Source organism: Gordonia sihwensis (assembly GCF_029632925.1).
In the GTDB taxonomy this organism is placed as follows: Bacteria; Actinomycetota; Actinomycetes; order Mycobacteriales; family Mycobacteriaceae; genus Gordonia; species Gordonia sihwensis.
This window is the reverse complement of the sequence record NZ_CP121248.1, coordinates 1,364,882-1,377,027: the sequence shown is the minus strand read 5'-3', so window position 1 is coordinate 1,377,027 and position 12,146 is coordinate 1,364,882. Positions and strand designations below refer to the sequence as shown.

Below are 12,146 nucleotides of genomic sequence, written 5' to 3'. Positions count from 1 at the left end.
TCAGAACGCCGTGGTCAGTACGTCGAGCTCGCCGCTGCGGCGCGGGAGCCCTCGAACGGTGTACTTGGGACCACTCGACGGCAGGGGTCGGTCGACCTGCGCGCGTCCGCCGAACTCGACGAGACCGCCGTGCGCGAGCGTGGTGGCCTCGATCGGGGCGGTCGAGCCGTCCATGGCCCGGACCCAGGTGAAGTCACCCTGCGGCAGAACCTTCATCGCGACGGTGGCAACCGCGTCAGTCAGCGGTTGCTGGCCGGTGTGCGAGAGCAGTCCGGCCAATGCGTCGTCGAGGAACCCGCCCGACCAGCGCGCAATCTGCGGCGTCGTGGCCATCTCGGGTTCAATCCCGGCATTGATCAGCTTCGACTCAATGACTGCCGCCGGCGACCGCGAGTCGATCACGACGGCGGCTGGGTCCCATGCCTCGACGATCAAGATGACCAGCTCGACGAGCTCGTCGTGTGTCGCGGGCTGGAAGGCCCCGATCTCGACATGGGTACGGTGCTCGGCGGTTCCCTGCGCCGCGGCGATGGCCCACCGACGGCGATCCGGCGACAACGCCAGACCGATCACGACCGGTCCGACCAGGGTAGGTTGCAGGTTCGTCATGTCCGACCAGCTATCGGCGTTGATGATGGGCTCGTGCGCCGAGACATCGGCCGGCCAGCGGCCGACTGCCAGGCGCTCGATCTCCCACTCGTCGAGCGCATTGCGGAACCCTTCGAGCTCCTCTTCGATGTACTCCTCGGTCACCAGGACGTGCCCCGGCGCGACCTCGCGACCCATGCTCGGGTTCGCGATCGCCCAGTTCTCGCGGTCCTCGCGCCACTGCGTGCGGGCTAGTGCGTCGGCCAGCTCGTCGCCGGTCGGCTCCGGAGGCTCGGGTGCCGACCATTCCATCCACAGCAGCCGCGCCGGAGGCTTCTCCGACATCGCTGCGCGGCGCAGGCTCGCCCACTTTCCGCAGTGCTCGTGCACGTTCGCATCCGCTGCGCTCCCGAGGTACCAGATCTGCGGATCTTTCGCGGTCGTCAACAGTGGACGGATCGCAGCCTGGCTCGCCTTCGACCAGATCATCGCCTCATCAATCACCAGGCGGTCGACCGAGAATCCGCGTCCGCCGGATTTCGTTCGAGTGCGGTAACGGATCTCGCTGCCGTTCTTGAGCTTGATCCGCTCCTTGCCGTTCGACGTCTTGACCGACAGCACCTGATTCTCCAGCGACGGGTGCGACAGAATCAGGTTGTGCAGGCGGTCCATCGACTCCATGGCCGTCTGGAACTCGTGCGCGGTATGCAGGATGTGCACGCCCGGCTCGGTGATCATCCAGGCGAGCTCGACGACCTCGATCGAGGCCGTCTTGCCGTTCTGGCGTGAGACCTCGATGCCAACCTCGGCGGCGGCCCACCGGCCCGACGCGTCGCGCGCCATTCCTTCGCGGACCACGTCCTCTTGCCAGCCGAGCAGCGTCGCATCGGCCATGAACGCGATGTCGAGGGCCTTCTCGCCGCGGCTGTAGTCGGTCGCGCCGGCCGGACGGTGGAAGACCCTAGGAGTGCGCTGTCCGAGCAGCCCGCGCTTGGGCGAGCTCGTCGTCGAGGGAGGTGTCAGCGTCGCCGTCATCGTCACCACCTCCGTCTGTGGATCTCATCGCCATCCGCCAGGCGAACAGGTCGGGGCGGGCGGCCTCCCAGCCGCGCATCTCGCGCGAGGCCGCCCGTTCGATCTCCAGAGCCGGGTGGGGCACGCTCACGCCGTTGCGGGTGATGAACAGGCCGTCTTTGTCGATCTGCTCGCGGGCCTGGCGCATCCGCTCGGCCTGCCCCGCGAATGCCTCGAGCGCGGCGCGATCAACGGCATTCACGGACTCGGTACCGGCGAGGATGCCGTCGCTCATCCGGACTCCTGGACTAGACGCGCGCATCGCGGCGACCGGCGACCCGACAAGGCTGCACGAGGTCGGTAGGCGCGCATTACGCGGCTCCCCGGCCTGTTTTCCCAGGCCGGGGAGAGAGAAAAGCGAGACACTGTCCGCACCACCAGCACGGCGAGCCGTCGACGTGCCTACTGAGCAGGCTGTCGCGGTTCTTGCGGTGTTGGTATCCGAGGCCTCGACGGTGTGCCGATGGCTTCTTGGTCATGAGCGAGCGAGTACGTACACGTCGAGTCGACGTGGTACGAGTCCAGCCAGGTGTAGCGCGGTCGCGCCGATGGCGAACAGGATGGCGGCGTTGGCCGCCGGGCTCGATGCCCGAGCGCGCTCGATGCCGCGCGAGAGCAACTGTTCGTCGTTACCGGTTGCCACGCACCACAGTTCGTAGCCGGTGACGCCGCCGACCACTATGGACCAAGCGCGCATGGCGTTCACGACACGCTCCCCTCGACAGGCTAGGCCCCGCCGGCGTCGCGCCCCGCAGCAACCACCTCGGCCCTGTAACGAGAGGCGGGCGTCATGGGTATGTGCCACCGAGGTTGCGATGCGCGGTGCGCTTCGGCGGGCGGTGGCGGCGCTTGCTGAGTGAGCAGATCGGATCAGATCCCAGTTGACGGGGCGCGACGATCGGCGAAACGACGAAGGCCCGTGCGGGAGCACGAGCCTTTTGGGCAGCACTGTTGTACTGCGATTCAGAGTCTAACCCCCCTGACCTGGGGTTTCAAACAGGCTCTTCCGTCGCGTGCCCGCGCCCCGTACCATCCCTAGTATGTCATACATACTCGTTGCAATTCTCGGGTATGTATGACATACTAGATGCATGCGATACAAAGTCTCCCGATCAGCCCGCCGCCACCGGATCGGCAACGCGCACATCATCGCCGCGCTGCAGAGCGAGACGGCCACCGTTGTCGAGCAGCGCGACAACGGCGCGCAGCTGATCATCGCGACTGACGATCGCGGCGTCGAGTTGGAGATCGGCATCCGCCCGTCGATCGAAGACCCGGCTGACCTGGCCATCATCTTCCACTGCATGCCCACCCACTACCGCAAGGAGCAGTCATGAACGACAAGGATCGGGTTGAGCGCAAGGGCTCGACCATCGAGAATGTTGACCTCGACGCCGAGGAGGTCCGGGTCAACGGCGAGCGCTACACCGAGGCCGACGCCGAGGACGACGCCGCATGGGCCGAGGGCGCGGCTCGGCGGCGAGCATCGAACCTGGTGCCCGGCGGCAAGTCCCTCAGCGGCGGCAAGGCCCACTCCCCCGTGCTGAACGTCCGCGTTCCCGCATCGGTGAAGGACGCTCTTGATGCCGAGGCGAAGGCCGCCGGCATCGGTACCTCGAAGCTCGTGCGCCGAATTCTGGAAGCGCACATGAAGGCGAGCTGACTGCGGTCACATACGGGCCGTAGTGGCGGCCATGCCCGCTTCTCGCAGTGCCCGCACGTCGTCGAGCCTGTAGAGCTTCTCGTCCTCGGACGTGAGCCAATAGTTCACGATCCGTCCGCGGTGCCGCCACGCGCGCGGCTGGATCTTGCCTTTGGCTCGCCAGTTGTGCCAGGTGCTCTTGGCGACTGGTTCGCCGAGCTCGCGCATGACGCGCAGGATCTCGTCGGCCGGCATCAGGTAGCCACTCATCTTGGCCAGCAGCTTCTGCTCGAGCGCGCGCCCGTCGTGCGTGGTGCCGCACCGCACGCACGTGACCATGTCGGCGCCGACGGTCACGCCGCCCTCGGTTTCGGTGCGCTGAGCGTAGAGCGGGACCCCGCAGGTGATCGGCCGACCGCGCTGGTCGGTACCGACGACCGCCGGGCACGGACCGCGGTAGACCGGTGGGACCGGCCGGTTGATCGCGGCGATGCCGCGCTCGGCAACGTCGACGAGCTCGCCGAGCGCCAGGCCCGCGTCCTCGCTGGTGATCAGGCGGTCCAGGTGAGCGAGCAGCCACGCCGACAGGTCGGCGATCGTCGCCGGTTCGCTGCCGGTGAACTCGATCCCGATCTGCTCGCACAGGTCGCGCACCCACCGCACCAGCACTGTCCGGATCTCGTCGTATCGGTCACGTGCGGCGGGAACGAACGGCAGCGGCGACTCCTCGTCGTCCTCGCTCACTGGACGCCGACGAGCCGCACTCGGCGCAGGCGTGAGGCGGCTCTGGCGCGCGAACGTGAGCGCGAGCTGGTTGGCCAGCCACGGCAGTTGCTCGACGGTCTGACGCAGCGTCGCGGTGCACGAGTTGCAGATCCACATCTCAGTGCGAGCCCCACAGTGCTGGCACGGTGACGGGTTCATCGATCAGCCTCCCTGTTCGGCGTCAGTGGTCGACCAGAGCCTTGGCCGACGGCGATTCCATCGGTGACGATGCGCCTGCATGCCTCTAGTGCCTGCGGATCGACGGCGACCGACAGGAGCGCCCGGACGGTATCGCCACCCGCCTGCCACAGGTGGCCGATCAGCGCCGGCGGCACGGTGATCTGGGTCGTCCTCCCGGTGATGATCCGATACGCGCGGGCGTAGTCGGCGTGTTCGCCGCGGGTCATCGGGGCGTCGCCCCCTCGGGCCAGGTGATGTTCTCGATTCCCGCGTGATGCCGACGTCGGACTTCGAACGGAAGCTCTCGGCCGAGGTGGAGCGCTCCCATTGCGGCCATGGTCAGCGCGTCCGCGCAGTCGTCGTTCGGGATCCGCACCTGGGACCAATCAGCCCGGACCGCGGCGAGCACGGCGCGCTTGTCGCTGTTGCCGTTGCCGGTCGCCCACTTGGCGCGCGTCTTCGGATTCACGACGGCGATCGGCGTCTGACGGGCTCGGATCGCCGAGTACAGGCCCCACCAGAGTGCCCAGCGGTCGCCCAGGCCGGGCTGGGGTCGCATGTGCGACGGCATGTCCTCGATGACGACGAGCGCGGCGTCGACGGGGATCTGGCGCAGCACCAGGCGCGTCTGCGCGACGATCCGGTCCGAACGGTCGGCCCAACTCGCGCCGTCAGTTCCGGTGTGGCCGACCGACCAGGTGCGCGCTGATCCGTCTGCGCCGAGTATCGCGATACCGGCCGAGACCAGGCTCGGGTCGAGTCCGACGACGGCGCTCACTGGCCGCCCTCCTGCGTCTGACTACCGATGCCCAGGCCGAACAACGCGCCGAGTTCGCGGCGCCAGCGCTCGCTGTGGGGGTGCATCTGGACGGTCAGCTCTCGGTAATCGTCGTTGCGTGGTTCCTCTCCCGTGATGACGCCGGTGTAGATCTGGCCGCGAGGTCCCTCGAACGCGACGGTCTGGCCGACCTCGAAGCGGTGAGCGACCTGCCATGGCGGCGGCGGGTTCCCGTCGCGGTCCAGCCAGGTGCCGGTGATCTCCGGCGGCGGCGACGTCGCATAGATCTCCACGGCCGTCGGTGCCGACTCGAGATCGGGTCGTTCGATGCGAATGTAGTTTCCGTTGCCCGGGTCGGTACGCAGATCGATGAGGCAGATCGGTGGAGCGTCCGCGCTGCGTCGCACGATCAGCGTCGCCGTGAAGTGTGTCGGTCCGACGGTGTAGCCGAGCCAGTCGCGTTCACGGCCGGATTCTCTGGTGACCTCCCACTCGAGCTCGTTGTTCGGGTTCTCGCAGCGCCACCACTGCGCGGACGAGACCGGCGTCGCTCCGGCTCGGAGCGGGCCGCCGTCGTCGCCGTAGCGTGCGGCCAGGTAATCCCGCGCGGTCGGCCAACCCTCCCAGGGTGTCTGACTCCGCCTGTTCTCACCTGGTCGGGGTGCGCGCGGCCCGATGAACGTCGAGCCCGGGCAGAGCACCGCCGAATCGTCCTCGTCGTAGCGGTAATCGCCGAGGATCGCGCTGGTGGCGTACTCGATCTCGCCGCCCTGGCGCTCACGCTCGGACGCCATCCGGCCGTACTCGCGGCGCATCTGATCCATCCGCTCGGTGATCGCCAGGCCGTGCCAATCGCGGTGACAGTGCGGGCAGCGATCCGACACCGCAGGCTCGGGCTCGTCGGTCTCGTCGAGGAAATCGTCGAGATGATCGAGGAAGTCGCGGTCAGGCATGGCTCTGGTCCTCTCGGTGAGTGCAGCGATGGGCGCGACCGGCGATGATCAGCCAGCCATTCGGGTCGCATCGGCCGCAGGCGGCGATCTCGCGGCGGCGGGCGGCGGCGGCCTCGCGGCGCCGCTCGGCGGTGGTCTTGCGATCAGGCACTGCGATCGCTCCGCTTGCGGGCGGCGAGCGCTTCGCGGGCCGCGGCGATGCCACGAGCGTTGCGCTCGTCGGCCTCGGGGTCGTGGTCGCAGACCCGACCACCGCGGTAGCCGTCGTCGTTGCAGAGATCGCACCGATCGATCGCAGCGCGCTCGACCTCGGCCTGGCGCTGGAGATCGGCCTTGCGGGCTTCGTTGGCCAGTTCCGCCCGCCGGGCCTGCCATGCCTCGAGCCGCTGCCGGGCCTCGCCGCAAGCGCGGCAGTTCGGCGGGTTCGGGTCACCGAGATGATCGGGGCAATTTCGGGGTGGGGGGTCGTCGCGGTCGGTGTCCGATTCCAAGTGCCGTTCCCCAGTTACGTAACCACCCACTATGGAGCTGGCTGTAGGAGCTGGAGCAGGAGCTGGTAGGGAGTCGACCCCTAAACCTTGGGGGTCGGTTTCACCCTGAGTGACCCCCAAACCTTCCCCTAAACCTTGGGGTAAATGGTGGGGTAAACCTTCCCCCAAACCTAGGGGGTAACGTTCCCCCAAATGGTCCCCTTGACCCTCGGGGTAAGCGTCCCCATCTTCGACCCCGAAGCCTTCCCCCAACTCGTCCAGAAGCGATGACGGATCGATGCTCTCGCGGTCGAGGATTTCGGTGACCTTCTCGACTCCCCACGCCTTCAGATCAGGCTGTGCGTCGCGGAGTCGGTGGAGCTGATGGACGATCACCCCGCGCAGGGTCGAGGACGCCACGGCGGCAAATGCGTTGGCCATCGAGACACTCACCTTCGGGTTGCGCAGGAGGCCGTCGTGCTTCACGAACGACCGGATCAGTGCCTCCTCGGTGTCCTCGTCGACAACAATGAACAGCCCGTCGATCAGCTCAGCCGCGGCGGCGCGCACAGCCATAGCGCTCCATCCCGCGGCGCCCGCTGCGATTCGTCCTGGACGCCAGTCGACGACGCCGCAATAGGTCATCGTCGGCGACGTCAGTAGGGCGAAGTAGAGGTGTTGGGCGCCCGGCGTGAGCTTGCGCCACTCGTCATCACCCCAGATGTCGAGCCGGATCTGTGCGTAGTCGCGTGCCATGGCCTATCCCTCCTTCCGTGGCCGGCCAGTCGGCGGTCCGGCGATGATTTCCATGTCGACGAGGTCCTTCATGACGACCTCGAACGGCACATGCATGGTGGCCGCGATCGCGGCGGCAGGCAGCCCCGCTGCGGCGAGCTCACCGACGCGGATCTGGCGGCGGGCCTTGGCGCGTACCGACTCGGTCATGCCGCACCCCCGAAGAGCACGTACTGGTCACCGACGGCGGCCGCATCGTTGCGGCGCACGATCGGCGAGACCGGATACTCCGGCGGCCCGAGGAGCCTGACGCGCAGCCAGTGGTCGTCTCCGACGCATATCTGCACCCGTTGCTCGTGCGTCGTCGCCTTGATCGGCGCGACGACGTCGTCGGGAAGGCCGCTGGCCCATGCGGTGAGTCGGGTGAAGCTGATCGACGCGGTGCGGTGGGTGCCGACGCGCTCCCAGTGGTCGTGGTGACCGGTCTGCTTGTCGTCGGGGTTGCAGATCGCCAGGCGCGGCCACCTGCTGTTCACGCCGGTGGTGCATCGGGCAGTGCAGTTGTCTCCTGATGTTCGGTGGGTGACGACCGAGTGCCACGTGTAGACGAGATGCGTCCTGGTGACCTGGTAGCCGCCGAAGATATCGCCGCCGCTGACATGAGTGTTCTTGATCTGCTCGATCGTTGAGTCAGGCGCTGCAACCAGAGCAGCGAGCGCTTGGCCGCTGATTCCCCACCAGATCGCGGCGGCCTCGTCGGCGGTGAGCGGCTTCATGCTGCCACCTGCTCAGGCGTGACGACGGCAGCGATCGCGTCGAGGTTCCAGATGCAGCCCGATGCGCAGTCCCAGCCCGCGTACCAGAAAGTGGACAGGTTGTTGCGCCGCCGCCACTGGTAGGGCGCGATGATGATGCCGTCGTACTCGCGGGCCAGGCGTGGCCAGTCGATGCGCCACCCGTCAGGGATGTCGTACGCGAGGCCCGGGAGCCCGTACTCAGCCGTGAATGCGTCGATGTGGGCGACCGTTCCGACGGTCAGCAGCTGGGCAGTGTCGGCGAGGGTGACGGTGTGCTCGTTCTCGTCGACCGTCGAGTCGACGGAGAACTCTTCGCGCTGAGTCCACTGCTGCCAGTCGTCGTCGCCCTTGACTGAGACCCAGAGCCCGTCCGGCTTGTCGTAGCGTCGCGTCGGGTCGTACGTCCGTGACCGGTCGAAGGTGAACGGCCCGTCGCCAGCGGGGTAGTGCTTAAGATCCATTGATCAGCCCTCCTTCGGCTCGGCGGTGGTGGTGCCCTCGCAGCGCTGGTAGTACGCGCCGCCGCGAGCCGGGATGTGGACCCAAACGGTCGTCCGGCCGACTCCCATGCGGGCGGTGATCGGCTTGCCACAGTGACGGCAGGTGAACGTGTGTCTCATGGCCGGCCTCGCTGCGCGGCTGCGCGGCGCCTCGCTGCTCGTGCCCCGGCACTGACGCCGTTCAGAAAAGCCCACGCGTCCTCGAACCTGAACGCAGACACGGAGATGGTCTGCCCGACCAGAAAGCCGTACAACCCCGGAATCGGGGCACCACCATTCGTGACGTTCGCGTGGTGCACGCGAACGCTCAGCCCGGTGTCCAGGGCGACCAGGGCCGCCTTCCATCGGAGCTTTGCCAGCGGCGACCAGTCGGGGTTCAGCGGCGGCTCGACGCCCTCCTCGGTGCGGGTGACGGTCATCATCCCCTCGGCTGCTTGAGGCTTCTTCTTGCGCAGGTGCACCGTCCCAGTTCGCGCGAGCGCGTCAGCGACATTGATCGCGTCGGCGAAGGATCGGGCGGACGCGAACGGGATACCGCCTTCCGTGACGCCGACTGACCACTTGAGGTATCCCGGCTCCGAGAACGAACTCCGGTCGGTCCACTTCGCCTCTCGGTTGCCGTACGTGCGACTCGGCTCGGGCAGCTCCACGACTGTGAAGTCTGCGGCGGTGAGTCCGTCGAGTGCCGCGTCCGCCATGTGGAGGTACCGGAGCCGGGTCAGGTTGTCTGGGGCGTAGTCTCGCCAAGCCGTCCTCGCCTCGTTTTCGGGCACTGGGTGATTGGCGCGCACGTACAGCGCTTCGGCGATCACGTCCCGCGCGTTCTGCCCGCTCATGCCGCACCGTCCTCGGGCGTCCACACGACGAGAGCGGGCACGCCGAGGTCCTTGCCGACCTCCATGCCGGAGAATCGCCGATGACCGGCGAGCTTCTCCCACACGCGCCCATACCCGCACCGAAGGATCGTCCCGACCGGTAGCGCATCGAGTTCTTCAACGGTCTGTACCGTGCGAGCCTCACGCCAGGTGTCGGCTACATGCTCGGCATGTTCCTCCGTGCTGAACATGGTCGCACCGCAAACACAGTCGCCGTCTGCATCCCGTTCATGCTGAATGAGATGCACGTCGAGCGTAATCATGCTGCTGCACCGCCGTCCGACTCCGGCGCAGACAGGAAATTGGCGTCCCAGAGGGCGCGAGCAGAGGCGATAAACGATTCCTTCGTGCGCTCAGTAAGAACATCCCACTCGGTGTCAGGGTTGTGCTCAGCCGCCATAGTGCGAGCGGCCTCCTTGATTAGCTTCTCCCGCTCAGCCTCCGCAGCAGCCTTCTTCTCCTGCTCAGCACGGTGCTCGGCTTCGAGTCGGTCAGCGAGACTGGTCGCGGCCTCGTGCCAGGGCCTCGGACCTACAAAGTCATAGCCGACCTGCGCGGCCTGCCGCAGCACCTCCCACGGCTGCGGCTCCTGCGCGTGGCGAGCCTCCACCAGCCCGCGATCATCACACGGCGCGATCAGCACGCCGTCGATCGTCACATGTGACCGTCCATCTCGGACGTCGCGGACCAGTTGCGCCAGGGCCTCGCCATCAGCGGTCGGCTCGTCACGGGTGGCGAGTAGTACGAGGTCAACAACAGCGCGGACCCCGGCGTCCAGGTGCCTCGGGTCGGTTAATGGCCTCCATTCGTAATGCTCGTCGCGGATTTCCCGGTACTTGTCAATCGCCTGCTGGTACAGGTCTTCGGTGGTGGTCATGAGTAGTCCGCCGATCCGGTAATCGGAGCCAGCCCGGCAACCGACTGCGCGATGGCCTCGTCGTCCCCGGCCTCGTGCGCCGCGGCGAGCGACTTCGCGAAGTCGTGCTGATTGCCGGACGTGCCGAGCTCACGGGCGAGGCGGTCGACCTCGGCGTGATCGTCGGCGGCATAGGCCACGGCGAGCTGGGCGATCGCGAGTTCGTACCCCCACCCCTCGAGGAGGAACTTCTCGCCGGCAGCCTCGCGGAACCGATTGATGCGCGCGCGAATCCATCCCGGTAAGGACTGCTCAACCGCCCACCACTTCGCCTTGTTCGCCTCGAGCTGCTCGACCTGCTTCCGCCGGAACGCTTCGGTGCGCTCACGGGCCTCACGAGCCAAGTCCTGGTTCGTGAGCCGGAATCGCCACCGACCATCGACTCGGAAGCCGGTGATGATCGAGATGTTCACCGTCTCGAGATCGAACTCGGCACCGGGCGCAAGAGGTGCGCCGACGTCTGCCTTCGACCGGATGAAGCCGATGCCGTTCGTCGTCGATATCTGGTAGTCGCCGCGCTCTGTCTCAACGCACTCCCTGACCGTGTAGGTGTCGATCGATCGCGGCCGGGCCGCCCAGAACTCGGCGTCGTGTGAAGTGTGCTCGCTCATGCCTGCCCCGCCTTTCCTGCCGGGAGCCATTCCCAGCCCCAGGTGCGCCCGTTCCAGTGCCACACCGAGAACCACGACTGGCCGCACGTCGGGCACTGCCAATCACGTGGTCGCAGAATCGCGAACCGCGGGCGCTTCGGGCACTGGCAGGTAGCCGTATTCGAGATGCTCATCAGTGGGCCTCTCGCTTCGGCAGATGCGCCCGGACGAAGGCGATTCGTGCGCACGAGAGCGCCACGAGCACGAGGATGTAGACCCACAACATGAACAGCGAATGTCCGTGAGCGAGAACCAAGAGTGAGTAGAACCCGGCAGTCGCAATCGCTGCGAGAGCGGTGTTCACCGTCAGCAGTACCTTCAGGCGGGCCTCGGCCCGTTCCTCGGTGGCGGTCATGATTCCTCCGAGAACTCGAGTGGCGGCACGGCCGACAGTTCAGCGCCCCGTTCGTCCTCCTCGTCAGCGGCCGGAGTGGTGACGGAGTTGTCGACGGTCTCCATCTCGTCGTGGTCGTCGAACAGACCTGGCTCGCCCTTCTTCTCGTCGACGATCGGGACCTTGCCCTTCTCGTAGATCGAGGAGTGCTCCATCACGCACACCAGGCGCGTCTCACCGTCAACGTGATCGAGTTCGTGCTTCTTGCAGAACGCCTCAACCCAGTAGATGCGCTTCTCGCCGATCCGCGGCGGGTTCTGCAACGCGTGCTCGCTCATGCCGCCGATGATCTTCACCTTCGCGGTCGACGGCTCCTCCTCGAAGATCGGCGCGTTGGCCTTCGGGATGTCGTCGGGCGGCTGGTGGTATTCGATCGGGACGTCGTTGCCGTCGTACTTCGTCATCGTGAGAGGCCTTTCAGATCTGGATCGTGTTGTCGTAGAGGCGGACTGCCGCGGTGTGTGCGAGGGCTCGTGTGACGGAGCAGCCCGTGCACTGGCATTCGAGGTCGCGGCGACGCTGGCTGCCGTATCGCTCCTCGACGAACGTCGGATGCCCCTCGGTCGCGGCCGTCAGCCTGTGCTTGATCAGGTCCAGCTCCGAGCGCAGCTCGCGCAGCTGCTCGCCGAGCTCGGCCTCGCGGCAGTCGCACGCGAGGTGGTGGTCGGTGCACTGCGCCCAGCGGTCGCCGTCGACGGTGTCGCGGGGTGGCGTGCGATCGACCGGGACCGCGTACTGGTTGCGGAAGTAGACGACCGGACCGACGAGTTCGCGGCCCGGACGCCACGGCGGGGTGCGGTAGCCCATCAGAGGCCCCGATCCTTGGGCT

The 12,146-nt window shown here is 67.1% G+C and carries 22 protein-coding genes; 2 read left to right on the top strand and 20 right to left on the bottom strand.

Features of this window, described 5'->3' with window-relative positions:
* The 3 genes from P5P27_RS06650 to P5P27_RS06640 all read right to left on the bottom strand — a co-directional run bounded on the left by P5P27_RS06650 (window position 1) and on the right by P5P27_RS06640 (window position 2,359).
* Window positions 1-1,623, bottom strand: a complete 1,623-nt coding sequence (locus P5P27_RS06650; RefSeq protein WP_278126926.1) for a hypothetical protein — start codon at window positions 1,621-1,623, stop codon at window positions 1-3.
* A complete protein-coding gene (locus tag P5P27_RS06645) occupies window positions 1,550-1,897 on the bottom strand; it encodes a P27 family phage terminase small subunit (protein WP_278126924.1) in 348 nt (115 codons plus the stop codon). The genes P5P27_RS06650 and P5P27_RS06645 overlap by 74 nt, the downstream gene beginning before the upstream one ends.
* Window positions 1,898-2,137: 240 nt before the next feature.
* Window positions 2,138-2,359, bottom strand: a complete 222-nt coding sequence (locus P5P27_RS06640) for a DUF7427 family protein (protein WP_423201253.1) — start codon at window positions 2,357-2,359, stop codon at window positions 2,138-2,140.
* Between the two features lie 394 nt (window positions 2,360-2,753).
* Here P5P27_RS06640 and P5P27_RS06635 point away from each other — a divergent pair, with 394 nt between their 5' ends.
* Both P5P27_RS06635 and P5P27_RS06630 read left to right on the top strand, forming a co-directional pair.
* Window positions 2,754-2,999, top strand: a complete 246-nt coding sequence (locus P5P27_RS06635; protein WP_062367917.1) for a hypothetical protein — start codon at window positions 2,754-2,756, stop codon at window positions 2,997-2,999.
* Window positions 2,996-3,325, top strand: coding sequence for a ribbon-helix-helix protein, CopG family (locus P5P27_RS06630; RefSeq protein ID WP_062367918.1), 330 nt, complete (start codon window positions 2,996-2,998; stop codon window positions 3,323-3,325). The genes P5P27_RS06635 and P5P27_RS06630 overlap by 4 nt, the downstream gene beginning before the upstream one ends.
* 6 nt (window positions 3,326-3,331) lie before the next feature.
* On the opposite strand, the gene P5P27_RS06625 is transcribed toward P5P27_RS06630, so the two are convergent.
* From P5P27_RS06625 to P5P27_RS06545, 17 genes are all read right to left on the bottom strand, one after another.
* Complete coding sequence (locus P5P27_RS06625; RefSeq protein WP_156479463.1) at window positions 3,332-4,228, bottom strand: hypothetical protein; 897 nt, start codon at window positions 4,226-4,228, stop codon at window positions 3,332-3,334.
* Window positions 4,225-4,476 (bottom strand): hypothetical protein, encoded by a 252-nt coding sequence (locus tag P5P27_RS06620; protein WP_062367920.1) that lies wholly within the window; start codon window positions 4,474-4,476, stop codon window positions 4,225-4,227. Before P5P27_RS06620 ends, P5P27_RS06625 begins: the two co-directional genes overlap by 4 nt.
* Complete coding sequence (locus P5P27_RS06615) at window positions 4,473-5,027, bottom strand: hypothetical protein (protein ID WP_278126918.1); 555 nt, start codon at window positions 5,025-5,027, stop codon at window positions 4,473-4,475. Before P5P27_RS06615 ends, P5P27_RS06620 begins: the two co-directional genes overlap by 4 nt.
* A complete protein-coding gene (locus P5P27_RS06610) occupies window positions 5,024-5,980 on the bottom strand; it encodes a hypothetical protein (protein WP_278126916.1) in 957 nt (318 codons plus the stop codon). The genes P5P27_RS06615 and P5P27_RS06610 overlap by 4 nt, the downstream gene beginning before the upstream one ends.
* Entirely contained in the window at window positions 5,973-6,131 is a 159-nt protein-coding gene (locus P5P27_RS06605) for a hypothetical protein (RefSeq protein ID WP_156479464.1), read from the bottom strand. Before P5P27_RS06605 ends, P5P27_RS06610 begins: the two co-directional genes overlap by 8 nt.
* Window positions 6,124-7,206 carry a hypothetical protein gene (locus P5P27_RS06600; RefSeq protein ID WP_062367923.1) on the bottom strand — a complete coding sequence of 361 codons (1,083 nt, stop codon included), beginning with the start codon at window positions 7,204-7,206 and terminating at the stop codon, window positions 6,124-6,126. Before P5P27_RS06600 ends, P5P27_RS06605 begins: the two co-directional genes overlap by 8 nt.
* Window positions 7,207-7,209: 3 nt before the next feature.
* A complete protein-coding gene (locus P5P27_RS06595) occupies window positions 7,210-7,395 on the bottom strand; it encodes a hypothetical protein (RefSeq protein WP_062367924.1) in 186 nt (61 codons plus the stop codon).
* The gene (locus P5P27_RS06590; RefSeq protein ID WP_278126914.1) at window positions 7,392-7,961 is read right to left on the bottom strand and encodes a hypothetical protein; all 570 of its coding nucleotides are present in this window, start codon (window positions 7,959-7,961) and stop codon (window positions 7,392-7,394) included. Before P5P27_RS06590 ends, P5P27_RS06595 begins: the two co-directional genes overlap by 4 nt.
* The gene (locus tag P5P27_RS06585) at window positions 7,958-8,443 is read right to left on the bottom strand and encodes a hypothetical protein (RefSeq protein ID WP_062367926.1); all 486 of its coding nucleotides are present in this window, start codon (window positions 8,441-8,443) and stop codon (window positions 7,958-7,960) included. Before P5P27_RS06585 ends, P5P27_RS06590 begins: the two co-directional genes overlap by 4 nt.
* 3 nt (window positions 8,444-8,446) lie before the next feature.
* Complete coding sequence (locus tag P5P27_RS06580; RefSeq protein WP_156479465.1) at window positions 8,447-8,602, bottom strand: hypothetical protein; 156 nt, start codon at window positions 8,600-8,602, stop codon at window positions 8,447-8,449.
* The gene (locus P5P27_RS06575; RefSeq protein WP_062367927.1) at window positions 8,599-9,318 is read right to left on the bottom strand and encodes a hypothetical protein; all 720 of its coding nucleotides are present in this window, start codon (window positions 9,316-9,318) and stop codon (window positions 8,599-8,601) included. The genes P5P27_RS06580 and P5P27_RS06575 overlap by 4 nt, the downstream gene beginning before the upstream one ends.
* A complete protein-coding gene (locus P5P27_RS06570; protein WP_156479466.1) occupies window positions 9,315-9,548 on the bottom strand; it encodes a hypothetical protein in 234 nt (77 codons plus the stop codon). Before P5P27_RS06570 ends, P5P27_RS06575 begins: the two co-directional genes overlap by 4 nt.
* Before the next feature lie 68 nt (window positions 9,549-9,616).
* Window positions 9,617-10,234, bottom strand: coding sequence for a hypothetical protein (locus tag P5P27_RS06565; RefSeq protein ID WP_062367929.1), 618 nt, complete (start codon window positions 10,232-10,234; stop codon window positions 9,617-9,619).
* Entirely contained in the window at window positions 10,231-10,884 is a 654-nt protein-coding gene (locus tag P5P27_RS06560; RefSeq protein WP_062367930.1) for a hypothetical protein, read from the bottom strand. Before P5P27_RS06560 ends, P5P27_RS06565 begins: the two co-directional genes overlap by 4 nt.
* A gap of 172 nt (window positions 10,885-11,056) precedes the next feature.
* A complete protein-coding gene (locus tag P5P27_RS06555) occupies window positions 11,057-11,278 on the bottom strand; it encodes a hypothetical protein (RefSeq protein ID WP_062367931.1) in 222 nt (73 codons plus the stop codon).
* Window positions 11,275-11,721 (bottom strand): hypothetical protein, encoded by a 447-nt coding sequence (locus tag P5P27_RS06550; RefSeq protein ID WP_062367932.1) that lies wholly within the window; start codon window positions 11,719-11,721, stop codon window positions 11,275-11,277. The genes P5P27_RS06555 and P5P27_RS06550 overlap by 4 nt, the downstream gene beginning before the upstream one ends.
* A gap of 13 nt (window positions 11,722-11,734) precedes the next feature.
* Entirely contained in the window at window positions 11,735-12,124 is a 390-nt protein-coding gene (locus tag P5P27_RS06545) for a hypothetical protein (protein WP_278126910.1), read from the bottom strand.
* Between the last annotated feature and the right edge of the window lie 22 nt (window positions 12,125-12,146).

What these genes read in the sequence shown, in the direction of transcription:
- P5P27_RS06645 (WP_278126924.1), bottom strand. Translation starts at nt 1,897, where the DNA reads ATGAGCGACGGCATCCTCGCCGGTACCGAGTCCGTGAATGCCGTTGAT.
- P5P27_RS06580 (WP_156479465.1), bottom strand. Translation starts at nt 8,602, where the DNA reads ATGAGACACACGTTCACCTGCCGTCACTGTGGCAAGCCGATCACCGCC.
- P5P27_RS06620 (WP_062367920.1), bottom strand. Translation starts at nt 4,476, where the DNA reads ATGACCCGCGGCGAACACGCCGACTACGCCCGCGCGTATCGGATCATC.
- P5P27_RS06550 (WP_062367932.1), bottom strand. Translation starts at nt 11,721, where the DNA reads ATGACGAAGTACGACGGCAACGACGTCCCGATCGAATACCACCAGCCG.
- P5P27_RS06650 (WP_278126926.1), bottom strand. Translation starts at nt 1,623, where the DNA reads ATGACGGCGACGCTGACACCTCCCTCGACGACGAGCTCGCCCAAGCGC.
- P5P27_RS06585 (WP_062367926.1), bottom strand. Translation starts at nt 8,443, where the DNA reads ATGGATCTTAAGCACTACCCCGCTGGCGACGGGCCGTTCACCTTCGAC.
- P5P27_RS06610 (WP_278126916.1), bottom strand. Translation starts at nt 5,980, where the DNA reads ATGCCTGACCGCGACTTCCTCGATCATCTCGACGATTTCCTCGACGAG.
- P5P27_RS06635 (WP_062367917.1), top strand. Translation starts at nt 2,754, where the DNA reads ATGCGATACAAAGTCTCCCGATCAGCCCGCCGCCACCGGATCGGCAAC.
- P5P27_RS06545 (WP_278126910.1), bottom strand. Translation starts at nt 12,124, where the DNA reads ATGGGCTACCGCACCCCGCCGTGGCGTCCGGGCCGCGAACTCGTCGGT.
- P5P27_RS06560 (WP_062367930.1), bottom strand. Translation starts at nt 10,884, where the DNA reads ATGAGCGAGCACACTTCACACGACGCCGAGTTCTGGGCGGCCCGGCCG.
- P5P27_RS06590 (WP_278126914.1), bottom strand. Translation starts at nt 7,961, where the DNA reads ATGAAGCCGCTCACCGCCGACGAGGCCGCCGCGATCTGGTGGGGAATC.
- P5P27_RS06625 (WP_156479463.1), bottom strand. Translation starts at nt 4,228, where the DNA reads ATGAACCCGTCACCGTGCCAGCACTGTGGGGCTCGCACTGAGATGTGG.
- P5P27_RS06555 (WP_062367931.1), bottom strand. Translation starts at nt 11,278, where the DNA reads ATGACCGCCACCGAGGAACGGGCCGAGGCCCGCCTGAAGGTACTGCTG.
- P5P27_RS06630 (WP_062367918.1), top strand. Translation starts at nt 2,996, where the DNA reads ATGAACGACAAGGATCGGGTTGAGCGCAAGGGCTCGACCATCGAGAAT.
- P5P27_RS06570 (WP_156479466.1), bottom strand. Translation starts at nt 9,548, where the DNA reads ATGTTCAGCACGGAGGAACATGCCGAGCATGTAGCCGACACCTGGCGT.
- P5P27_RS06640 (WP_423201253.1), bottom strand. Translation starts at nt 2,359, where the DNA reads ATGCGCGCTTGGTCCATAGTGGTCGGCGGCGTCACCGGCTACGAACTG.
- P5P27_RS06600 (WP_062367923.1), bottom strand. Translation starts at nt 7,206, where the DNA reads ATGGCACGCGACTACGCACAGATCCGGCTCGACATCTGGGGTGATGAC.
- P5P27_RS06565 (WP_062367929.1), bottom strand. Translation starts at nt 10,234, where the DNA reads ATGACCACCACCGAAGACCTGTACCAGCAGGCGATTGACAAGTACCGG.
- P5P27_RS06575 (WP_062367927.1), bottom strand. Translation starts at nt 9,318, where the DNA reads ATGAGCGGGCAGAACGCGCGGGACGTGATCGCCGAAGCGCTGTACGTG.
- P5P27_RS06595 (WP_062367924.1), bottom strand. Translation starts at nt 7,395, where the DNA reads ATGACCGAGTCGGTACGCGCCAAGGCCCGCCGCCAGATCCGCGTCGGT.